Annotated in this window: 21 protein-coding genes; 15 read left to right on the top strand and 6 right to left on the bottom strand. The window is 47.4% G+C overall.

Annotated features, from left to right (window positions below; all coding sequences use genetic code 11):
• From flgA to RYZ26_RS05630, 4 genes are all read left to right on the top strand, one after another.
• Positions 1 to 1,014 carry a flagellar basal body P-ring formation chaperone FlgA gene (gene flgA, locus RYZ26_RS05645; protein WP_317682190.1) on the top strand — a complete coding sequence of 338 codons (1,014 nt, stop codon included), beginning with the start codon at positions 1 to 3 and terminating at the stop codon, positions 1,012 to 1,014.
• 50 nt (positions 1,015 to 1,064) lie between these two features.
• A complete protein-coding gene (gene flgH, locus RYZ26_RS05640) occupies positions 1,065 to 1,820 on the top strand; it encodes a flagellar basal body L-ring protein FlgH (RefSeq protein ID WP_317682189.1) in 756 nt (251 codons plus the stop codon).
• 416 nt (positions 1,821 to 2,236) lie between these two features.
• Positions 2,237 to 2,764, top strand: coding sequence for a PAS domain-containing protein (locus RYZ26_RS05635; RefSeq protein ID WP_317682188.1), 528 nt, complete (start codon positions 2,237 to 2,239; stop codon positions 2,762 to 2,764).
• Position 2,765: 1 nt separating this feature from the next.
• Complete coding sequence (locus RYZ26_RS05630) at positions 2,766 to 3,920, top strand: methyl-accepting chemotaxis protein (protein ID WP_317682187.1); 1,155 nt, start codon at positions 2,766 to 2,768, stop codon at positions 3,918 to 3,920.
• Here the strand turns inward: RYZ26_RS05630 and RYZ26_RS05625 are convergent.
• Positions 3,917 to 4,672: a helix-turn-helix domain-containing protein gene (locus tag RYZ26_RS05625; protein ID WP_317682186.1), complete on the bottom strand. Its 756-nt coding sequence runs from the start codon at positions 4,670 to 4,672 to the stop codon at positions 3,917 to 3,919. The two genes, RYZ26_RS05630 and RYZ26_RS05625, sit on opposite strands and share 4 nt — an antisense overlap.
• 105 nt (positions 4,673 to 4,777) lie before the next feature.
• On the opposite strand from RYZ26_RS05625, the gene RYZ26_RS05620 reads away from it, so the two are divergent.
• On the top strand, positions 4,778 to 5,653 hold the full coding sequence (locus tag RYZ26_RS05620; protein ID WP_317682184.1) for an SMP-30/gluconolactonase/LRE family protein: 876 nt from the start codon (positions 4,778 to 4,780) through the stop codon (positions 5,651 to 5,653).
• Here the strand turns inward: RYZ26_RS05620 and RYZ26_RS05615 are convergent.
• The 3 genes from RYZ26_RS05615 to RYZ26_RS05605 all read right to left on the bottom strand — a co-directional run bounded on the left by RYZ26_RS05615 (position 5,634) and on the right by RYZ26_RS05605 (position 7,898).
• Positions 5,634 to 6,773: an aminotransferase class I/II-fold pyridoxal phosphate-dependent enzyme gene (locus RYZ26_RS05615; RefSeq protein ID WP_317682182.1), complete on the bottom strand. Its 1,140-nt coding sequence runs from the start codon at positions 6,771 to 6,773 to the stop codon at positions 5,634 to 5,636. The genes RYZ26_RS05620 and RYZ26_RS05615 overlap by 20 nt on opposite strands.
• A 130-nt stretch (positions 6,774 to 6,903) precedes the next feature.
• Positions 6,904 to 7,320, bottom strand: coding sequence for an RNA polymerase-binding protein DksA (gene dksA / locus RYZ26_RS05610; RefSeq protein WP_317682219.1), 417 nt, complete (start codon positions 7,318 to 7,320; stop codon positions 6,904 to 6,906).
• 146 nt (positions 7,321 to 7,466) lie between these two features.
• Positions 7,467 to 7,898 carry a flagellar assembly protein FliX gene (locus RYZ26_RS05605; RefSeq protein WP_317682181.1) on the bottom strand — a complete coding sequence of 144 codons (432 nt, stop codon included), beginning with the start codon at positions 7,896 to 7,898 and terminating at the stop codon, positions 7,467 to 7,469.
• Positions 7,899 to 7,995: 97 nt separating this feature from the next.
• Between RYZ26_RS05605 and RYZ26_RS05600 the strand changes: the two genes are divergently transcribed.
• The 7 genes from RYZ26_RS05600 to RYZ26_RS05570 all read left to right on the top strand — a co-directional run bounded on the left by RYZ26_RS05600 (position 7,996) and on the right by RYZ26_RS05570 (position 17,448).
• Positions 7,996 to 9,201, top strand: a complete 1,206-nt coding sequence (locus RYZ26_RS05600; RefSeq protein WP_317682179.1) for a glycosyltransferase family protein — start codon at positions 7,996 to 7,998, stop codon at positions 9,199 to 9,201.
• Positions 9,202 to 9,364: 163 nt separating this feature from the next.
• Positions 9,365 to 11,014 (top strand): flagellar hook protein FlgE, encoded by a 1,650-nt coding sequence (locus tag RYZ26_RS05595; RefSeq protein ID WP_317682178.1) that lies wholly within the window; start codon positions 9,365 to 9,367, stop codon positions 11,012 to 11,014.
• Positions 11,015 to 11,282: 268 nt separating this feature from the next.
• Positions 11,283 to 12,449 (top strand): flagellar basal body P-ring protein FlgI, encoded by a 1,167-nt coding sequence (locus tag RYZ26_RS05590; RefSeq protein ID WP_317682177.1) that lies wholly within the window; start codon positions 11,283 to 11,285, stop codon positions 12,447 to 12,449.
• Entirely contained in the window at positions 12,449 to 12,841 is a 393-nt protein-coding gene (locus RYZ26_RS05585; protein WP_317682176.1) for a rod-binding protein, read from the top strand. Before RYZ26_RS05590 ends, RYZ26_RS05585 begins: the two co-directional genes overlap by 1 nt.
• 2 nt (positions 12,842 to 12,843) lie before the next feature.
• Complete coding sequence (locus RYZ26_RS05580) at positions 12,844 to 13,275, top strand: hypothetical protein (protein WP_317682175.1); 432 nt, start codon at positions 12,844 to 12,846, stop codon at positions 13,273 to 13,275.
• Positions 13,276 to 13,296: 21 nt separating this feature from the next.
• Positions 13,297 to 15,585 carry a flagellar hook-associated protein FlgK gene (gene flgK / locus RYZ26_RS05575; protein WP_317682174.1) on the top strand — a complete coding sequence of 763 codons (2,289 nt, stop codon included), beginning with the start codon at positions 13,297 to 13,299 and terminating at the stop codon, positions 15,583 to 15,585.
• A gap of 12 nt (positions 15,586 to 15,597) precedes the next feature.
• Positions 15,598 to 17,448, top strand: a complete 1,851-nt coding sequence (locus tag RYZ26_RS05570) for a flagellin (RefSeq protein ID WP_317682173.1) — start codon at positions 15,598 to 15,600, stop codon at positions 17,446 to 17,448.
• On the opposite strand, the gene RYZ26_RS05565 is transcribed toward RYZ26_RS05570, so the two are convergent.
• Positions 17,445 to 17,915, bottom strand: a complete 471-nt coding sequence (locus tag RYZ26_RS05565; RefSeq protein WP_317682172.1) for a GNAT family N-acetyltransferase — start codon at positions 17,913 to 17,915, stop codon at positions 17,445 to 17,447. The genes RYZ26_RS05570 and RYZ26_RS05565 overlap by 4 nt on opposite strands.
• Before the next feature lie 72 nt (positions 17,916 to 17,987).
• Positions 17,988 to 18,335, bottom strand: a complete 348-nt coding sequence (locus tag RYZ26_RS05560) for a flagellar biosynthesis regulator FlaF (protein ID WP_317682171.1) — start codon at positions 18,333 to 18,335, stop codon at positions 17,988 to 17,990.
• A 190-nt stretch (positions 18,336 to 18,525) separates the two neighbouring features.
• On the opposite strand from RYZ26_RS05560, the gene pseB reads away from it, so the two are divergent.
• The 3 genes from pseB to RYZ26_RS05545 all read left to right on the top strand — a co-directional run bounded on the left by pseB (position 18,526) and on the right by RYZ26_RS05545 (position 20,803).
• Positions 18,526 to 19,560: a UDP-N-acetylglucosamine 4,6-dehydratase (inverting) gene (gene pseB / locus RYZ26_RS05555; protein ID WP_317682170.1), complete on the top strand. Its 1,035-nt coding sequence runs from the start codon at positions 18,526 to 18,528 to the stop codon at positions 19,558 to 19,560.
• A gap of 17 nt (positions 19,561 to 19,577) precedes the next feature.
• Positions 19,578 to 20,303 carry a glycosyltransferase family protein gene (locus RYZ26_RS05550; protein ID WP_317682169.1) on the top strand — a complete coding sequence of 242 codons (726 nt, stop codon included), beginning with the start codon at positions 19,578 to 19,580 and terminating at the stop codon, positions 20,301 to 20,303.
• A gap of 80 nt (positions 20,304 to 20,383) precedes the next feature.
• The gene (locus tag RYZ26_RS05545; RefSeq protein ID WP_317682168.1) at positions 20,384 to 20,803 is read left to right on the top strand and encodes a flagellar biosynthesis repressor FlbT; all 420 of its coding nucleotides are present in this window, start codon (positions 20,384 to 20,386) and stop codon (positions 20,801 to 20,803) included.
• Positions 20,804 to 20,861: the final 58 nt, after the last annotated feature.

Raw genomic sequence — 20,861 nt, 5'->3', positions numbered from 1 at the left:
ATGAAACGCATTCTTTATTTTGCCGGATTACTTTCCCTGCTGTTGGTGGCCTCCAATTCATTGGCCGCTGGCTCTGCACAGGAAGAGCTTGTTTCTGGCGACACAGGTCCGGTTTCACTTCGCGAAAACATCGTGGTATCCGGTTCTTACATCCGCCTTGGCGATCTCTTCACCAATGCGCCACAGGACAAAGCCGACACGGCAGTTGCCTACGCCCCGAAACCCGGTCGCAAAGCGTCTTTCGATGCACGCTGGTTGTTCCGTGTGGCGCGTGCTTATGGCTTGCAGTGGCGTCCCCTTTCTGCAGATTTGCGCACCATGGTTACCCGCGACAGTATCACAATTAACCGTGATGAAATTCAGGACGCACTGATGGCCTCTCTGCTGGAACATGACCTGCCGCAGAATGCCAAAATCGAACTGAGTAATCGTAATCTGCGCATCCATGTGCCAAGCGAGATCATGCCCGAAGTCACCATTGAAGATGTGACCTTCAACCGTCGCTCCATGCGCTTTGCCGCTATCGTTGCGGTAGGTGAAAGAAACATGACACCGAACCAGCGTGTTCGTGTCACAGGTCAGATCCATAAAATGATTGACGTACCGACCCTTGCGCGACGTATGGCAAAAGGCGAAGTCATTGCAGAAAACGATATCCAATGGGTTCAACTGCGTGCGGATCGCACACAGCGTGACATCATTACCGATGTACACAGCCTGATCGGCATGTCGCCAAAACGTCACCTGCGTCCGGAAAAACCAATCCGCGCAGCTGACATCCAACGTCCTGTACTTGTCGAAAAAGGCAAGCTGGTGACCATCTTCCTGAAAAAACCAGGCCTGATGCTGACCTCGCAAGGGCGCGCCCTTCAAGACGGTGCGGATGGAGAAACCATTCGTATCACCAACACCAATACAAGCCGCACAGTCGAAGCGGTGGTCGTTGGCGCCTCCATGGTTACTGTTTTGCCGATTGGCGGCAGTAACACAGCACAACTTGCCTTCAATAATTAAAAATCACGCAAGTTGTTAATCTTAGAGCAAACCAGTTAGGAGATGGAATAATGTTACGTACAAAACAAATTCTCCGGATTTCAGGCATTGTCCTGATGATGTCCAGCCTGTCGGCCTGCGGCCTCTTTACCCGCCTGTCACAGGTGGGTGACGGCCCGCAAACAACAGAAATTGTCAATCCGACCAAACGTCCGGATTACCAGCCCGTCAATATGCCCATGCCAGCCCCGCAAGTGGCCCATATCAACCCGAATTCATTGTGGCGTAATGGCGCACGCGCTTTCTTCAAAGATAACCGCGCCAACGAAATTGGTGACATTCTGACGGTCAGCATCTCCATTGGAGACAGCGCTGCCATTTCCAACACCACACAGCGTACCCGTGACGATACAGAAGATGGAAACCTGACAAACCTGTTTGGCTTTGAAGCAGGCCTTGGCAAGATCGTCTCCGGTAACGTCGTCAATACATCAACCGTCAGCCTGGATACGGATCACACCACCAAAGGCGAAGGAAAGATTGACCGTTCAGAAACCATCAGCTTAACAGTCGCTGCCATCATCACTCAAATTCTGCCCAACGGTAACCTTGTTATTAACGGGCGCCAGGAAACCCTGGTGAACTACGAATTACGTGAACTGAACATTACCGGGATCATTCGCCGCGAAGATATTTCCTCTTCCAACACGATTGATCACACAAAGATTGCTGAGATGCGCGTAACCTATGGTGGTCGCGGTAACGTCAGTGAACTGCAACAACCACGTTGGGGTATGCAAGTTCTCGACATCCTCTCACCCTTCTAAGTTTTCGTGAAGCTCTGGCTTAGCCTCCCTCAACCGGGAGGCCTCGCCAGAGAGTTTCCCAACGAACACGCTTTAATGCCCTAGCTCTTATCGCTCTAAGACACTAGGAAACTCATGCCCTACTTATAAATTTTATAGGTAGGGTGTTTTTTTGTTTAAACGCTTTTCTGACCTTGATAGCACCAAATCAATCAAGAATAGATTCGCAATAAAACCTGTGGTCACAATTATTTCAAGCTTGTGTAACTTTGAAAATTAACAACCATTAGATTTAAAGCACCTACAGGGCTAAAAAATAAATACTTTAAAACAGATACTTATAATCTTTTATAGAACATCACCTAAATAGGTGAATACTTATATATGTAAACGCTGTTATAATTGCTGCAGTGCAAAAAAAGATTGGGGTGCAGCCAATGTTTAAAAATAGCGAAGAAGTATTTTTTGGTGAGAATGAACTCATCGTCAGCAAAACAGACCTGAAAGGTCGCATTACCTACGCCAATGATGTGTTTGTTGATGTGTCGGGATATTCATTGGATGAAATCATGGGGAAACCCCATAACCTGATCCGCCATGACTTTATGCCACGCACAGTTTTCCAATTGTTGTGGGAAACAATTCAGTCCAAGAATGAAATTTTTGCCTATGTGGTCAACAAGACCAAATCAGGAGGCTATTACTGGGTTTTGGCACATGTAACGCCATCGCTGAATGAACAGGGCGAAATCATTGGCTATCATTCCAATCGCCGGGTGCCGGAGCGCACCATTCTGAACAACCAGATCATTCCGATTTATGAAGAACTGAACCGTATTGAAGCAGCTGCAAACAACGCCAAAGCCGGCATGCAGGATGCAGTGAAATATTTGAATGATGTGGTTTCGGTTCATTCACCAAGTTACCATCATTTCGTTCTTACTCTGGATCGGATGGCGGCGTAACATGTTTTCAAACTCGGGGAAGAACAAAACCATCGCCATGTTTGTCGATGTCTGTGAAGCTGTCGCTGATGGGGATTTTGAACAGCGCATCACCGACATGCCTACAAATGCCGATCTGCAACTCCTGGCCAAAGCCATCAACCGCCTGATTGACCGTACCGATGCCTATGTGCGTGAAACAACGGCCTCGCTGGAATGTGTGCGCGATAATGAATATTACCGCCGCATCAATCAAAAAGGCATGACGGGTGCGTTTGGGGTTGCCGCCAGCATTATCAACGAAGCCACCCAAAGCATGGAAGACCGTGTCCATGCGTTTGGCGGAGTGGTTGATCATTTTAATGAAACGGTTTCAAACGTGGTTGTCGCGGTCGAAGATGCGGCCAGAGATTTAAATACCCAGGCCCATAAGATGTCTGCCCTTTCTACCGACACCTCTGAAAAAGCATCCCAGGTTTCAGCAGTTGCTGAACAGACAGCAGGCAATGTGAATACCGTCGCATCTGCAACGGAAGAACTGAATGCATCGATTTCGGAAATCAGCTCCCAAACCCATCGATCCTTACAAATCAACAATCAGGCAGTGGAACAAAGCCAGCTTGCCAATCAGCATATTGAATCGTTGACCAAGGCCTCCAACGAGATCACCGAATTCGTGCAAATGATCACGGATATTGCTACCAAAACCAATATGCTGGCGCTAAACGCGACGATTGAGGCCGCCCGTGCGGGTGATGCAGGTAAAGGATTTGCCGTTGTGGCAGGCGAAGTAAAAAATCTTGCCAGCCAGACAACAAAAGCAACCGAAGAGATTGAACGTAAAATAGCATCAATCCAGCAGGTCACCCTTCAGGCAAGTGCGTCCATAAAAGATATTACCGGAACCATTGCGAACCTGAGCGACAGTTCGTCCTCCATCGCAGCTGCCGTTGAACAACAGGGTGCTGCGACCGGGGAAATCAGCCGCAGTGTGGCCGAAGCTGCAACGGGGATGGAAGCCACAAAGGCAGACATTCATGTCTTGTCAGAATGTGCGTTGGATGCGGATAAATCAGGCGAACAGGTCGCAAATTCCGCCAATGATCTGCCGGAACATGCCGATGTGCTGCGCCATGCCCTGGCCGACTTTATGACCAAGGTAAAAGAGGTCGTCTAGCGGCGATATTCTTCCACCTTCAAAATCTCCCCAAAATTTACGCGTGACATGGCCGCTGTCCATTTATGGCTGGTCAGTTCATGTTCTGCGTGCAGCAATCGATCCTGTCGTGCCAGCTCAATAAATTTTTCATGGAGTTGCTGTAACTCTTTTTGCAGAACCTGCGCAGTTTCCGGCAACATCTGACGGGCAAGTGAAAGGAAGCAGGCATCGTCCTGGTCCGTGCGGCTCATGACCCAGCCAAGATACGCCTGATTGGTCTTTTTGATCTGTTCAATCAAGGGACCATTGGGCAACCATTTTAACGGCAGATGCATCAACAGACGCACATGATTGTTTTCCAGTATCTCGACTAAATTCAGCCTTTCCAAATCGCGGGCATATCGAAAGATCGAGGCTTCGCTGACCCCATACTGACGGGCAATTTCTTCCAGTGAATAGCGATCCATCAACAGGATCAAGACGGCAAAGAGCGAATCATTTTCCGCCAGTTGACGTTCCACCGCAGCAGGTAAAAATTCCGCACGTGGTTCAGGCCGCATTTCTGTTGATAGAATATCATCAATGGAAAGTTTCAGGAAATGGCAAATCTCGATCAGGCGACTGAGCTTGCAATCCTTATCCTGAAACAGCCGTTTAATGGTCGGCTCCGATACCTCAAGGGCTGCGGCCAAATCCTTATATTTTACCCCTCGCGCTTTCATGGCTTTGCGGACTTTATCAAAGACAATACCCCTGGATGACGGGTGCATAATACTTTCCTCGGCAATTACGTATCAAAAAACAATACTCTTTTATTTATAGATGAATTCAAGCATCAAATAAATATTCTTCTTTCAGTTTTAAAGGAGACAAACATGCTTAACAAATCCCCCCTCAAACTTTCCCTGCTGGCTGGTTTTCTGTTTTTTGCAAACCCGGTAGCCGCCGATAATGAGATCTGGAGCGAACAAGGTTTCGAACAACCTGAATCAGTCATTTTTCATAAAGGCAGTAATCACCTGTTCGTCAGCAATATCGCGGGAAGCCCTGCTGAAAAGAATGCCAAGGGCTACATCTCCAAACTTTCAGCAGACGGCAAAATTGTGATGCAGAAATGGGCCACAGGTATGGACGCGCCCAAAGGAATGGCGATTGCCAAAGACAAGCTCTATGTCAGTGACATTGATAAAATTCATGTCATCGAAATTGCCACCGGTGAAATTGTGAAAACCCACAAAGAACCGAACGCTAAATTCCTCAATGACCTAAGCGCGACAGATAACGGACGCGTGTTCATCAGCGATATGGTTGGTCATGGCATCTATGAAGTCACAGAAAAAGGCCTGTCGCTTTGGCTTGCATCCGATCAAATCCAGCACCCCAACGGCCTGCTGGTCAAGGGCAACGACCTTTATATTGCGACTTGGGGCACCGACATGCAGGATGACTTTTCCACCAAGACACCCGGCTCCCTTTACAAAGTCAATCTCACCAGCAAAGAAATCACCCTTGTGAAAGGCGCCGAACATATGGGCAATCTGGATGGGGTGGTTGCAATGGGCGATCAATTCCTGATCAACGACTGGATCACGGGCGACCTGTTTGTCGTCACGCCAGGCCAGCCCTTTAAAAAGATCGCAACCTTCAAGCCGGGCCTGGCCGATATCGCAAACCATGGCGATACGCTCTACATGCCCTATATGATGGATAACAAAGTGGAAGCCTTAAAAATCAAGCAACCACTTCTTTAACCGCACGGATCACTTCAGCGACATCTTCATCTGTCAGGCTGGAATAGAGGGGCAGGGCCAGAACCCGTTCATAAAAACGGTCCGCCCCTTTCACATCTGACTTCCCATAAAGACCGACATAATAAGGCTGGTTGGCAACAGGAATATAATGCACCTGCGTCCCTACACCACGATCCATGAGTTCTTTCATGACCTGAGCGCGGCTTTTTCCCAGTTGGTCATATTCAATCAGCACCTGAAACAGATGCAAAAGCGGATCACCATTACCTGTAGGGGGAACGGATGTGAGGCAGTCTGAAACACCGTCCAGCGCCGTACGATATTGCGCAACGATTTCACCGCGCCTGATCTCAACTTCTTTCATGCGATCAATCTGACAAATGCCAAGGGCAGCCTGCACATCAGTCAGGCGATAGTTATAGCCAAGTTCATTCATCTCATAAGCCCAGGGGCCTGCCTGTGGGTCACGTTGCATCCCATGATTTCGAAGGGTGCGCATCCGCTCTGCATAATCAGGATTATTAGTGGTCACCACCCCACCCTCACAGGCCGTAAAGCTCTTGGTCGCATGAAGGGAAAAGCAGGCCAGATCACTATAACCACACGCACCAACCGGATGCCCATGATTGGTCCCTCCCAGCGCGTGACAGGCATCTTCAACGATCAACCAGCTTTTTTTGCGGGCATAATCCGAGATCGCTTTCATATCCGCGCAATGTCCGCCGATATGTACCGGGAAGACCGCCTTGATGGGACCCCCGGCACTTTTTTCCGCACCCTTTAAATCATCCAGACGCATGATCCCGGTCTCTGGATCCACATCACAAAAAACCACATCTGCGCCACACATGCGCACTGCATTTGCAGTGGCCAGAAATGTCAGGGCAGGAACGATCACTTTGTCCCCTGGCTTCAACCCAATCGCAAGCGACGCAAGATGCAGCGCCGTGGTGCCATTACTGCAAGCCACGGCCTCTTGACTCTGAACCAAGGCCAAAAACCGTTCTTCCAGTTCCGGCACCTTGGGACCTGTCGTCAGAAACTGGCTGCGCAGCACATCACACAGGGCATCAATATCGCTTTCGCGCACATCCGGTCTTGCATAGGGTTTAATCGCCATGGGCTTAAAATTCCTTCAACGTGATCCAATTTTAAAACAAAGATACACAGAACAAAAAAAGCGGCAACCTTTCAGTCACCGCTTTTCTAAAATTCCGTTTAAACCCGATCAGTCGTCGCCCAAGCCTTGCTTAGTCATCACGGTGGGTTTTTTCCAGACGTTCGTGACGTTCCTGAGCTTCGATACTCAGCGTCGCAATTGGACGGGCTTCCAGACGACGGATGCCGATTGGTTCTTCCGTTTCTTCGCAGTAACCGTATGTCCCTTCATCAATACGTTCCAGCGCCGCGTCGATCTTGTTGATCAGCTTGCGGGCGCGATCACGGGTACGCAGTTCAAGCGCACGATCTGTTTCCATAGATGCGCGGTCTGCCAAGTCCGGTGCCTGGTTATTTTCGTGTTGCAGGTGTTCAAGTGTTTCGTTTGATTCACGGATCAGTTCATCTTTCCAAGCCAACAATTTCTGGCGGAAATATTCCTGCATCTGATCGTTCATAAACTCTTCGCTATCGGAAGGTTTGTAATCATGCGCCAATGTGACGTTCATCCCCACTATTCCTTTACGCAAGGCCAGCCCTTTTAAATTGCGCCGCAATATAAGGAGTGTCGTCTATATTCGCAAGAGGTTTTCGACAGTTTTGGGCAAGTTTATTGCCCAGAATTAATAGAAGTATGAAAAATCATACCTGATTTCTATTTCTGGGAACGTCCCCATTTTGCAATTTCCACCTCCGCGCGCAGTTCAATCTCGTCAATAATCTGGGCCAGACGCGGGTCATCCACCGTCTGACGACGGCTGCGCAACAGGTGAGCAAGATTTTGCAAGCGTTCAACCGAAATGGCCCCACTTAAAATCTCACGTTGGATCTCGCTCAAGCGATCCAGAATATCTTCCCCGCGCTGATAAAGGGCGCGGCGATGTTCTTCTTCGGTGCTATCACCAACTTCCTGAAGTGCCAGGATAGAATCCATGGAAGCCACAGGCGGCGTTTCCATTATTTCCGTATGGCCTTCTGACCCGGAAGATTTCCCCAGATGCGAAGCGAAGTTACCGCTTCCCTGTGCTTTTGACTTTTTTGCACTGGACGAAAGCTGTTTAGTCGGCCCGACGTTTGATATTTTCATTTTTCCTCCAGTACTTTATTATGCATGAACACGCTTGTTCAGTGCTGCACCAACTGTACAATATAAAATCAACAGGTACAGGCTAAAGTATTTTAATATGGAAATTGACTTTAACAAATTAAACTTTTTCATGACCCAAATGGCCAAATATGGAAATGACAATGTTCAAAATGATAACAGAACATATTGGCAAATTGTAGCCGAAGATATATGCGAAGGTCTGCAGCACCACAACGAAAAAGCCATCGCAGCAGCCCCTTTCACTAAGATTGGCAATGATTTAATCTCATATGCCAGCCAAAAACAAAAATCTCCAAAAAGCATTATTACTTTTAACTTTATGCCTTATATGACAGCCGGAGACACTCAATTCCTTGATGTCGTGGAATGCCCTGTTATCGGCATCTATTTGGATCATCCGGCCAGTGTTTTGCCATATGTCATCAAAAATTTTCAAAATTATAAAAATTTTTATCATGCCGTCATGGCAGAAAGTCACAAAGAAATCTTGCTTGACTATGGTGTCGCACCCGCCAACATTATCCTGTTCCCCCATGGTGGGTCCAATGTTGATCATCGTGCGCCTGCCTTTAAGGACAGAAGCCAGAATGCCAGCTTTATAGGGCGTGTGGACGACCTCCTCAGCACCAAAGAATTTGCACAAACGATCGGCATCACTGACAATCACTTCATTAAAGGCATTCAACAACTGGAAGAAAATCTACTTTTTCACAAGTCAGACCTCTACAAAGCTGGCAAAAATTTCCTCCAATCTATTGAGCTTCCCTTTCAGCTTGATACAGATTGGGGAGCTGCCTTCATCAAATCAATAGATCATCGTGTTCGAACCAAACGCCGTATGCAACTGTTCAGCAAGTTGCGTATCAAAGACATCCACTATTACGGTACCTTCAGCGATAGATTTCGCAAACTAAACCCCCACGCCACCTTTCATGAACCAATCAACTATCAGCAATCCATTGAGGTCATGAAAGACAGCAAGATTTCTCTGTCAGACAACATTATGGATGAAGCTGTAATTTTCCGGCCCTATTACGCAATGGCCAATAAAAGCTTGGTAGCTTCACAGTTTAATAGCGTGATGAACGTTCACTATTCCCCCAATGTGCATATGCTTGACCTTGACGACAGTAAAATCATTAAACACATAAACCATCTGCTTGAAACACCAGATGACGCGCAAAACATGATTGAAGAAACAACAACAACATATGAAAACACTCATACATTCAGGTCAATCAGTACTCCGATTGTAAATTTCCTTGCGACCCTGCAAAAATAACTCGGTATTTTTTTCCACAACTCCAGTTTTACCCAGTCCCCAACCCACCACACAACAATCAAAACCCATTAATTTCAATAACTTAAAATGTGGCACAAACGTTGCTTAAATAATTGCGGGTCATTGTACCCACAGTGTTAACTTTAACCAACGAGGTAATGCGATGAGTTTACTAGGACAATTCGCACCTGCCGTCGGGGCCATGATGGCACAGAGCAAAAAGCTTGAAGTCATCGGTTTGAACGTGGCCAACCTGAACACCGGCGGTTACAAGCGAACAGAGACGAATTTCTCGACGATGCTTGCCCAGACCTATGATCACAACCGTGATATTGGCGGGGTAAGGGCGGTTTCGCGCTCCTTAATCAGTCAACAAGGTGGTATCCTTGCAAGTGACAGCAACTATGATGTTGCCATCAATGGGTCTGGTTTTTTCATGTTAAATTCCGAAATTGACGGCAGCGGCACAAGCTATTATGGCCGTGACGGGATGATGGAACAGGCATTGGGTGACGAAATCACGATCACAGTCGGTGGAAATACCGTCACATCTCGTGAAGGCTATCTGGTGGACAAAAACGGCTATTACGTTCAGGGCTGGCCTGTAAATGCCGATGGCGAAACTTTTCCGACCGATGCTGGCAGCCTGCAATCCTTGCGGATTGACCCTGAAGCATTCACCACAAATGGTGAGGCTACGACAACGGCTGAGCTTGGCATCAACCTGCCTTCTGATTCTGCGCCTAACTACAATGAATCTACGTTTATCAAAGCCTATGATTCCAATGGCGATCTCCAGAGTTATCAATTGAAGTTCACCAATTATATTCTGGGAAACCAAACCAACACCGTTACGCCGAACTGGAATGTCGATTCAGGTGCGGCTGACAATGCCATGTACACTCAAGACATAACTCTGTACAACACACAAGGCTTTGAGCAGGATGTCACGCTGGAATGGACAAAAACACCCGTCGCGACGGCGACGAATACATGGACGCTGCGCGTTTTGGAAGGTTCCACCCAGTTAAATTCAGAGACCGTCACCTTTGACCCAGCAACCGGGGCAATCGTATCACCAACATCTCTGACGGTTGCCACAACCGCCACTGACGGAGCAACATTCACACTTGATACGTCATCCATAACCCAAGTTGCGGGTACAGGTATCACCGTTACCGGCACAACCATTGACGGGGTAAAATCTCAACAAATTGACAACAATTGGACAATGGAAGTATTCGATTCAAATGGCACGGCGATAGCTATTGATTCAGATACAACACCAAACCGCCTGCAACTGACCTTTAACGGTGACGGGACCCTCGCATCCCCCCTATCCGTAAATATTGCCGATACAGGTGGCCCATCATTCGCATTGGATATTTCCAAAATCACCAACTATGCGTCTGGTCAAATTGCCGAAGTCAGTTACGACTATAATGGTCGATCAGACGCCCGTCTCACCAGTTTTTCCTTCAATCAGGATGGAGAAATGATCGGACGCTTTTCTGATGCGACACAGCGTCCGATCTACAAGCTTCCGCTGGCAACCTTTACCAATCCAGATGCCTTGGATCCCGTCAACGGTAATGTCTATAAATACGATCCGAATGCTGGCGAAATGGTCGTTCGAACAGCCAGCGGACAAGGCGCAGGCGTCTTTGTTGCCAATGCGCGTGAAATTTCCAACGTTAATCTGGAAGATGAATTCACCAAGATGATCGTCACCCAGAATGCCTACAACACCGCCTCCACCGTCATCAAGACCGTGGATGAAATGACGGAGGTCGCACGCGATCTCAAAGCCTAAAAATTCCAGGTCAAGTTAACACTGTATTTAGAGGAAAGGGATACCATCTATATGGCATCCCTTTTTTCTTGCCCGGCACATTTTGCCGCAGAGGCAAGAAAGACCGGACGGCGGTTCAAATCCGCTTCGCTCATATTATTTAAACCTTTGTATTTAAACGCTTTTATTAATTTCATTTTTTGGCATTGTCCTTGCTTAATAACTACTAACAAATATCGGCTTCAAAGAAAGCCACCTATTTTTAAACGGCTAACAGATGAGAAAACAAATGACTGCCGTCATAAAGAGAACCAACGAGGCGCTTAAGAGCGCGAAAGACATCAGCATCAAGGCAGGCCTTGGCCTCCTGATCGCCTTTGGTCTTTTGTTAAGTGCTACAGAAGCAAATGCTTCTTCTCGTATCAAAGATATCGTGACCTTTGAAGGTGTGCGCGACAACATGCTTGTCGGCTACGGCCTCGTTGTCGGCCTAAACGGCACAGGCGACGGGCTTGCAGATGGTCACTTCACCAAACAAAGCTTGCTGTCCATGCTGGAACGTCTGGGTGTGAAACCAACCGAAGATGGACTGGACAGTGATAACGTTGCCGCAGTGATGGTAACAGCTGCCTTGAAACCATTTGCACGTCAAGGCTCACGCATTGATGTCACTGTCAGCGCATTGGGTGATGCAGATAGCCTCCTTGGCGGTACACTGCTTGTCACCCCGCTGATCGGTGCGGACGGTGAAGTTTATGCCGTTGCCCAGGGCCAACTGGCTGTCGGTGGTTTTACTGCTGCCGGGAATGCCGAGACTGTAACCAAAGGTGTTCCCACATCTGGTCGTATCGCAAACGGCGCAATCATCGAACGTGAACTCGCCTTTGAAATGGCAGAAATGGATGATGTTAAAGTATCTCTGCGTAACCCGGATTTCACAACAGCACGCCGCATTTCACAAGCCATCAACGCTTTCCTTGGCACCAACGCCTCACGCCCGACTGATCCTGGTACTGTCCAGCTGGACATCCCGGACAGCTATGAAGGCAATGTGGTCAATCTGCTGACAGATATTGAACAATTACGTGTCGAACCGGATCAAATGGCCCGTGTGGTGATTGATGAAACCACAGGCACCATCGTGATGGGTGAAGATGTCCGCATCAGCACAGTTGCGATTGCACAAGGCAACCTGACCATCCGCATCACCGAAGCCAAACAGGTTTCCCAGCCCGGCCCCTTTGCCGAAGCAGGTACAACTGAAACTGTGGATCGCACCACTGCCGACATTGATGAAGGTGGCGATAACAAACTGACCGTTCTGGATGACGGTGTTTCCCTGCAGGAACTGGTCAACGGTCTGAACGCACTGGGTATTGGCCCACGTGATCTGATCACCATCTTGCAGGCGATTAAATCCGCCGGTGCCCTTCAAGCAAAAATCGAGGTGATGTGATGAGCGACCTTAGTATCATGAGCCAGGGCCAGATGCTCTATCAACAGGCCCAGTCACAGACAAAACTGTCTGCTAGTCAAAACCAGAACGGCCAGAACAATTTTGCTGCCCTGACGGCCAAACAAATGACAGACCCGTCATTTACCGAAGCCATGCAGAAACGCAAAATCCGCGAAACAGCTGAAGAGTTTGAAGCCCAGTTCTTAAGCCAGATGCTGCAGCCCATGTTTGAAGGCATCGAAGCCGAAGAACCGTTCAGCGGCGGTCATGCTGAAAAAATGTGGCAATCCATGCTTGTGACTGAATACGGTAAATCGCTTTCAAAATCAGGCGGTATTGGGTTGGCCGACGAAGTACAGAAACAATTGCTCCGCGCACAGGAAGGACTGTAATCATGCAACATGAAGAACGCGTAAATGATCTGATTTTCATCTGCGAGCGCATGATCGAAATTCTCACGAAAGAGAATGATGCCCTTCGCAAAAACGAAGGCGCTCAGGTTAAAGATCGGCTGGAAGAAAAGACACAACTAAGTCTTTTCTATGAACGTCACATGAAATCCCTGCAACGCAACCCTGATCAATTGAAAGAAATTGACGAGGATACACTGGCGTCATTGCGGGAACTCGGCGAAGAAATGAACATACTTCTGGACGAAAATGGTCGTCTTCTGAAAATCGCAATGGATTCAAACCGTCGCTTTATGAAACGCGTTGCAGAAGCAGCAAAAACTCATACACCACACAGCGGCACATACGCAAACAATGGGCACAGCGGGCCTCAAGTAGGTCTCACTGCCCCTGTTTCACTTAACCAAGAACTCTAGAAGAGAGTCCGGAGGTCTAAAATGGCTGGTAACATTACACTTGCACTTCACACCGCTAAAGACGGATTGCTTGCAATGCAGTCTGCGCTGGGGACGGTTTCTGAAAACGTCGCCAATGCGAATACTGTGGGCTACTCCCGTAAGATCGTAAACCTGGAGACACGGGTAGTAGACGGCAGTGGTGCTGGTGTTCAGATCTCCGAAGTTCAACGCACAGTCGATGAAGGACTGATGCGAGACGTCCGTGAAGAAAATGCACAACTCTATCAGTATGAGGCCAAAGACAGCTACTATCAACGTATGGAAGAACTTTTTGGATCTCCCGCTGATAACACCTCCATCAGTCACACCATCTCCGAGCTCGTTGCCTCAATTGAAACCCTATCCACGACACCAGACAGCTCTCTCAATAAAGCTGAAGTCATTCGTTGGGCTTTAAACACGACTGACAAGTTGACCGACATTGCATCTGAGATTCAGGACCTGCGACTACAGGCTGACGTCGATTTGGCTCAAGCTGCAAATGATGCCAATGAATTGATTGCATCTATTGCAGACATGAATGATAAAATTATCCGCAATCAGGCTGTCTCAAATGATGTATCCGACCTGAAAGACAGACGAGACCTTGCTTTAGATGAATTGTCGCAACTTGTGGACATTCAGTATTTTGAACGCACCAACGGGGAAGTCGCTGTCTTCACACGAGGCGGGACTGTCCTTGTTGATTCAGATGCACAAACAATTTCGCATACCCGTGCTGCTGCATCCGGCCCAACAATTTCCCATGCACAAGGTGGTTTTACAGGTATTTTGGTCGGTAGCTACGACATTACGAATGATTTGCTGGGCGGCAAAATGAAAGGCCTGGTGGATTTACGTGATGGTTCCCTGAATGACTTTCAACGCGCGCTGGACGAACTTTCCGAAGAAATGAAAAATGTCGTCAACCAGGCGCACAATATGGGGATGGCGTTCCCCGGGCATCAAACTTTCGAAGGGCAAATGTATTTTGCCGACCCTGCCGATCAAACGTTCGAGCTTGCCGCAAATAATGATACCCGCCTTGTCCTGTTCAACAGCGATGGTGAACAACAGGCAACAACAACATTGTCCGCCCTGTTCCAGGACACAACACTTGGAGATACGGTCAACTACAGTGCAGACGGTAACAACGGCACAAACATTATCAGTATTACCGAACTCAACACCCGGATGGAAGCTTGGCTTGATGCTGAAGGTGCGCAGGCGACGATTTCATTCAGTCAAACGACGCATGGCTTTGTAAACATTACTTTATCCAACAGCAGCTTGTACCTTGGTTTTCGAGACGAAGTGGCAGACACATCTGCAGGTCAGTCCGTTGGTGATTTAGGCTTAACACATCAGGATGCCAGCATTACCTTTGACGCGACTGGCGCCAATAACGGCGCGGGTGGATACAACCAAAAAACAGAAACATTTTCTGGCTTCTCAAATTTCATGGGCCTCAATGACTTCTTTGTTGATGGACAGGTACGTGACACCTATGAATCTGCTGTTGTACCGACAACAACGACAACTTCTGCAACGACACTGTATATCTATGATGAAGACAGTGGGGTTGGTACGGGCAACGACAAACATGGTGGTGCGGGCCTGACAGTTCAGGCGGGTTTGACACTGGAAGAACTTGCAACACAAATTAACAATGATTCCACATTGAACGGTTTGCTGGAAGCTGTCGTCGTACCGGAAGGTTCTGGGGAACGTTTGCGCATTACGCATTCAAGCGGCAAAGAACTGATCTTATCAGAGGTCGCTGGTGGTACACTGCTTTCTGATCTCGGCATGCAGGAATCAAATATTGGCTTGGCGCAGGAAATTTCTGTGCGCACAACATTGCAGCAAACGCCCGGCAACATTGCCTCTCAGCGTATTCAATTTGACTCTACACTCGGTATTGCAGGCGGGGAATTTTATACCGCCGCATCGGATAATTCCAATGCTGTCGGACTTGCCGATGCCTTTTCAAATCCCAACTCTTTCGAAGCCGCTGGCAGCTTCATCGTGGGGTCGAAAAGCATTGTCGATTATTCCATTGATATTGTCTCCAGCAGCGCCACACTTTCTGCGAATAACCAGCAAGACAAAGAGACACAAGAGGTATTGGTCAATAGCCTTAAAAACAAATCAGATACTTTTAAGGGCGTAAACCTGGACGAAGAGCTTGCACAACTGGTATTATTTGAGCAAGCTTACGCTGCAAGTGCCCGCGTCATCAGTGTCATCAACGAAATGTTTGATGTCCTTGATCGTGCTGCAAGTTAAGGAGATTTATAAATGACACGTATTACTGATCTCTCTACTCAAAGACTTCTTGTCGAACAAATGACAAGAACACAGCAGCGCCTTGTTGATTCGCAAGTCCAGGTCACGAGTGAAAAGAAATCCCAAGTTTATTCGGGTATTGTCTCTCAATCCAGCCGATTATTGAGTCTGGAAGTCAGCGCGACACTGGCCAATCGTTATGTTCAAAACAATGAAACGGCTGAACTTCGATTAAATTCAGCTGCTTCTTCCATTGAAGCCGTTGAAAGTAGCGTCAAGGAATTTCAGAGACGCCTGCAAGCCTACAAGAGCAATCTTGCGTCCCCACCAGCTGAAGACGCGACTGAAGAACTGCAAAAATGGGCAATTTCAAGCCTGAAAGACATTCAATCTTACCTTAATCTTGAAATTGATGGGCAATATCTGTTTTCAGGTACCAAAACAACCACACAACCCGTGAATTTGAACATTACGTCTCTCAGTAACTTTCAAAGTACCTATGACGGTCAGAAAGTAACTTACCCGACCACAAGGGATGCGCACCTGCAAGACTTTACCCTCAATAACAGTGGCACGGGCATTTCTGCGACAACAGACTGGCTTGTCTTTGACAGAAATGACACCACCGGGACAAGCACACTTACGCTAGGCAATGGTACGGGTTCAACCCAAAGCTTTACGAATTTGAAAGCAGGCTCAACCATCACCATCAGCAATTCCGCCAGTAACAACGGGACCTATACAGTTCAATCTGTTGATAGTTCTTCACAGATTACAATCAAGTCCAGCCAGTTGGTCACCCCGACCAATGCGCAACCCGAACAGGTTACAATCACAAAAGGTGACGGTACTGCAATTGAATGGGGTGTAACAGGCGGCATTACTTTTGGCGTTGGTGCTTCAGGCGCAGCCGATACATTGACCGCAGCAACACCAGCCAGTGTTTCAAACTTTGCTGCTGGCGATGTGATTACCGTATCAGGCAGTGGTGGCGGTGGTGAAAATGACAAAACATTCACAGTTGCGTCGGTGAACACAGCAACTGGTGTCATCACACTGGATACAAAACGTTTTGAAGATGAAGGCGTTGCCTCCCTTGTTGCGCAAACAGGTGCGGCACCTGAAGCCATTAATATTACCAACAGTGACGGAACAACATATCTGTCTGGTGCAACGGGTGGCTTAACCATCAACGATACGGCCAGAACAATTACCGCTGCAACAGGCGGCTCTTTAGCCGGTATCGCCGTGGGTGATGTCATCACCCTTGCCGGATCAAACGGTGGTGAAAATGACAAATCCTTCACAGTTGCCTCTAACGACGGCACCGTCATTACACTGCAGGCCTATACAAGCAACTGGGAAGTAAAATCGACCAGTTGGTATCAAGGTAACGATCAAGATGTAGAACATCGCCTGAATGAAGACCGGGCTATTGACCTTGATTTCAATGCCATTGATCCTGCCATCGAAAAAGCCATTCGTGCCATGAGCATTATTGCACAAGGTGTTTATGGGACCGCAGGCGGACTCGATCAGAATACAGATCGTCTGGATGATGCCAATTACCTGCTGGAAGATGCTTTGTCCTTCCCGACTTCCGGCACACCGCCTTTTGGGACGGAACAAACAGGAAGCTTTGAACAAATTGCCTTTGATCTTGGCTTTATGCAAGTCCGTGTCAGCAGTGCAAATGACGCACATGAAAGATTTGTCGGTTTTCTGGAAAAGAATATCTCAGACATCGAAGACGTCGATCTTCTGGAGGCAATCACGACAATGCAGGACCAATCGCGTACCCTGGAAGCCTCTTATCAGGTATTCTCGCGCTTCCAGGAATTGTCGCTGAACAATTACCTTTAATCAGTTCTGGCACAGACCAGGGTGATCCAGCCCTCAAGCGCCTGATCTTTTATCTGAAACCCGGCCTTCTTAAATGCTTTTTGAGAAGCCGGGTTTTGTTCATTTACAACAGCCCTGATTTCAGCTTCTTCGGCATTTAACTGACTTCCCACAAAAAAATGAGTTCCTTGACGAATGACTTCAGCCCCAATCCCCCGGCCACGCATCTCTGGTGCTATATTCACGCTGATTTCGTAAGCCTCACCCGGTAGTTTGTCAAAACGAACCATACCGACAGCTTGACTACCCTTTTGACACAGGTAGATACGACGGGTCGTACTCAACAAACTTTGCGCAAACCATTTTTGATGGCTCTCCCATGGCACAATATCCTGGTTGCGGCTAGATTGCCGGGTGACAGGATCATTTCGCCATTCCCACAGCAAACGGCTGTCTTCCAATTTGGCACAACGAAACACAAGATCCATTCTTTCTTCCCTACTCAAAGACACAAAAAAAGGGGAAGCTCAGCTTCCCCTTTTTTATATAACTTGTAACGGTTACTTGCCAGCACCTTCAAGAAGCCCTTCAGATATTTGCAAATTAATATTCACAAGAGAAGACACGTCCTGATCACTGATACCGTCTGCACTTTTAAAGGTAACTTCAGCGACATATTGGCCCAACTTCAAAAGGTTTTCACGAACATCCGCCGGAACATTATTCTCTTCTTTGGAAACAAACGTGCGAATAGCGACCCACAACTCCAAATTATGGTTCAGAGCATTAGCCAACCCAGCCTGATTTCCTTTATCCTGGCGTGCTTTATCCAATTCTACAGCCGCGCGCGAAAGACCAAATGCATCTTTTTCCTGTACACTCAATTCTTCGAAATTTGTGTCCGCCATTTCAGCGTTCCTCCCATTCATAAATCCTTAGCGCGGATTCTGAATGATACAACGAATCGTGTCAAATGATAAATGCCGCAAAATAAGTGATTTCAACAGATAAACTGTTCAGTAATGCTTGCCAGACACTAAAACCGATTATATTTTTGATACGAGAAAAAGAAATCCGCTTTGATAAGGAGAAAGAACCGTGTGGCTTTCCAAATACTACGACCTGAACGTGAACCTTGATGGCAAATCAATTCTTGTCACAGGAGGAACTGGTTCTTTTGGACAACGGTTCGTAAAAACCATTCTTGAACGTTTCAAAGTCAAGCGCCTTGTGATTTTCTCACGCGATGAACTTAAACAGTTCGAAATGCAACAAAAGTTCTCAACATCAGAATACCCCTGTTTACGCTATTTCATTGGTGACGTCCGAGACGAAGAACGTTTACGTATGGCAATGCGCAATATTGATATTGTCGTTCATGCCGCAGCCTTAAAACATGTCCCTGTTGCTGAATATAATCCAAGTGAATGTATTCGCACCAATGTGAATGGCGCTGAAAATGTCGTTAGTGCAGCGATTGATAATAACGTCCCCCAAGTCATCGCCCTTTCAACCGACAAGGCGGTAAACCCAATCAACCTATATGGTGCAAGCAAACTTGCTGCGGACAAAATTTTCGTTGCAGCAAATAACCTGTCTGGATCAAACGGGACCAAATTTTCTGTCGTACGATATGGCAATGTCGTAGGCTCCCGCGGCAGCGTTGTACCTTTCTTTAAAAAGCTCATTGACGATGGCGCAGAATTTCTTCCCATCACCGACCCGGAAATGACCCGCTTTTGGGTCACCTTGCAACAAGGTGTCGATTTTGTCATTTCCAACCTTCGTTTCATGAAGGGCGGTGAAATCTTTGTCCCTAAAATGTCCAGCATGTCTGTTGTTGATATGGCAAAATACCTGGCACCCGACCTGCCCCAGAAAGTCATTGGCATTCGCCCGGGTGAAAAATTGCATGAAATGATGATTTCAGAAGATGATGCAACAAGCACGTATGATATTGGTGACCGTTACGTTATTGAACCAACATATGTTTATTGGCGCAAAGATGATGTTGGCTCACTGCATGAAAATGCTGAAAAAGTAGATAAGGGCTTCCGCTACGCCAGTAATATAAATGATGACTGGCTGAACAATGAACGCCTTGAGCAAATGCTCGCAGAACCCAAAACCTGATTTTCCTGCACAGTTCCATGAACATTACCCTTATTGTACAGGCGCGGCTGGGGTCCAATCGCCTGCCTGGCAAAGTCCTGAAAGAAATAGAAGGTCATAGCGCCCTTAAATATAACCTGACCCGGTGCATGAACGTCAGCGGGATTACACAGGTATGTTGCGCTGTCCCTGAAAGCGCCGAAAATGACCCTGTGGCACAAGAAGCCGAACGCATGGGCGTCAAAGTCGTTCGCGGCCCGGAAGATGATGTTCTTGCTCGCTACTACAAGGCTGCAAAAAAGCTGGACAGTCGTGTTATCGTGCGTGTCACAAGCGATTGTCCATTTCTCGACCCTGAAGTCGTCAGCAAAACACTGTCATTATATCTGCAAGGGGGCTACGAGTTTGTGTGCAATAACCACCCACCTACCTGGCCGCATGGATTTGACTGCGAAGTAACCTCAATGTCCTGGCTGGAAAAGGCCCATCAAGAGGCACAAAACAGTCAGCAGCGTGAACACGTCATGCCTTTTATCCGCACGCATTCAGAAGTTACAATTGGTAACTATCAAAATCCGGTAGAAGGCCAAAACAATCTACGCTGGACACTAGACTACCCCGAAGATCTCGATTTTTTCAGAGCAGTTGCAAAGTATCTTAAAGCCCCTTTGACGGCAAACACCTCTGAAATTATGGAAGTGATAAGAAAAAAACCCGAATTAATGCATATTAATGGCCAGTGGCACGAAAAAAACCGAGTTTAACCAGCCACAATCCTTGTTCTTTCATTTAAGACCCTTTACCATCCCAGCAATTTTGCACAAACAAAGAATGGAGTTTCCACATGCCCCTTACGATTGATCTCAAGCATGGAGACCGCATGATCATCAATGGGGCTGTCATTGAAATGGCCAGCCCGAACTCTAAAATCATTGTGCACAATGAAGCTGCAATTTTGCGCGGCAAAGAAATCATGCAGCAGGAAGATGCGCGCACACCTGCCGCGCGTGTTTATTTCTCTTTACAAGGGGCATATATTTTCAAAGACAAGGAACAAGAATTCCTTGAAGCTTTTGACCGGTATCTCGCCGACTTTCTGAAAGCTACGCCCAGTTCTCTGAAGATCGTGCAAAAGATCAAGGAACTGGTTGAAAAAGATCAGATTTACAAAGCGCTAAAAGAAGCACACGCCCTGATCGAACATGAAGAAAACGTTCTGAAATCAGCTGGAATTGACGTCAACTCGTTCACCGGAAAGGGCTAACCTTTTCCAAGCGGCCCTCGATTGCAGAAACCTTTACGTTTCCATGAAACTGTGATAG

This window comes from Terasakiella sediminum (assembly GCF_033100395.1).
Taxonomy (GTDB): domain Bacteria; phylum Pseudomonadota; class Alphaproteobacteria; order Rhodospirillales; family Terasakiellaceae; genus Terasakiella.
The sequence above is the reverse complement of the archived record's forward strand: the minus strand, read 5'-3'. Positions and strand labels throughout refer to the sequence as shown.

What these genes read in the sequence shown, in the direction of transcription:
- flgA (WP_317682190.1), top strand. Translation starts at nt 1, where the DNA reads ATGAAACGCATTCTTTATTTTGCCGGATTACTTTCCCTGCTGTTGGTG.
- flgH (WP_317682189.1), top strand. Translation starts at nt 1,065, where the DNA reads ATGTTACGTACAAAACAAATTCTCCGGATTTCAGGCATTGTCCTGATG.
- RYZ26_RS05635 (WP_317682188.1), top strand. Translation starts at nt 2,237, where the DNA reads ATGTTTAAAAATAGCGAAGAAGTATTTTTTGGTGAGAATGAACTCATC.
- RYZ26_RS05630 (WP_317682187.1), top strand. Translation starts at nt 2,766, where the DNA reads ATGTTTTCAAACTCGGGGAAGAACAAAACCATCGCCATGTTTGTCGAT.
- RYZ26_RS05625 (WP_317682186.1), bottom strand. Translation starts at nt 4,672, where the DNA reads ATGCACCCGTCATCCAGGGGTATTGTCTTTGATAAAGTCCGCAAAGCC.
- RYZ26_RS05620 (WP_317682184.1), top strand. Translation starts at nt 4,778, where the DNA reads ATGCTTAACAAATCCCCCCTCAAACTTTCCCTGCTGGCTGGTTTTCTG.
- RYZ26_RS05615 (WP_317682182.1), bottom strand. Translation starts at nt 6,773, where the DNA reads ATGGCGATTAAACCCTATGCAAGACCGGATGTGCGCGAAAGCGATATT.
- dksA (WP_317682219.1), bottom strand. Translation starts at nt 7,320, where the DNA reads ATGAACGTCACATTGGCGCATGATTACAAACCTTCCGATAGCGAAGAG.
- RYZ26_RS05605 (WP_317682181.1), bottom strand. Translation starts at nt 7,898, where the DNA reads ATGAAAATATCAAACGTCGGGCCGACTAAACAGCTTTCGTCCAGTGCA.
- RYZ26_RS05600 (WP_317682179.1), top strand. Translation starts at nt 7,996, where the DNA reads ATGGAAATTGACTTTAACAAATTAAACTTTTTCATGACCCAAATGGCC.
- RYZ26_RS05595 (WP_317682178.1), top strand. Translation starts at nt 9,365, where the DNA reads ATGAGTTTACTAGGACAATTCGCACCTGCCGTCGGGGCCATGATGGCA.
- RYZ26_RS05590 (WP_317682177.1), top strand. Translation starts at nt 11,283, where the DNA reads ATGACTGCCGTCATAAAGAGAACCAACGAGGCGCTTAAGAGCGCGAAA.
- RYZ26_RS05585 (WP_317682176.1), top strand. Translation starts at nt 12,449, where the DNA reads ATGAGCGACCTTAGTATCATGAGCCAGGGCCAGATGCTCTATCAACAG.
- RYZ26_RS05580 (WP_317682175.1), top strand. Translation starts at nt 12,844, where the DNA reads ATGCAACATGAAGAACGCGTAAATGATCTGATTTTCATCTGCGAGCGC.
- flgK (WP_317682174.1), top strand. Translation starts at nt 13,297, where the DNA reads ATGGCTGGTAACATTACACTTGCACTTCACACCGCTAAAGACGGATTG.
- RYZ26_RS05570 (WP_317682173.1), top strand. Translation starts at nt 15,598, where the DNA reads ATGACACGTATTACTGATCTCTCTACTCAAAGACTTCTTGTCGAACAA.
- RYZ26_RS05565 (WP_317682172.1), bottom strand. Translation starts at nt 17,915, where the DNA reads ATGGATCTTGTGTTTCGTTGTGCCAAATTGGAAGACAGCCGTTTGCTG.
- RYZ26_RS05560 (WP_317682171.1), bottom strand. Translation starts at nt 18,335, where the DNA reads ATGGCGGACACAAATTTCGAAGAATTGAGTGTACAGGAAAAAGATGCA.
- RYZ26_RS05550 (WP_317682169.1), top strand. Translation starts at nt 19,578, where the DNA reads ATGAACATTACCCTTATTGTACAGGCGCGGCTGGGGTCCAATCGCCTG.
- RYZ26_RS05545 (WP_317682168.1), top strand. Translation starts at nt 20,384, where the DNA reads ATGCCCCTTACGATTGATCTCAAGCATGGAGACCGCATGATCATCAAT.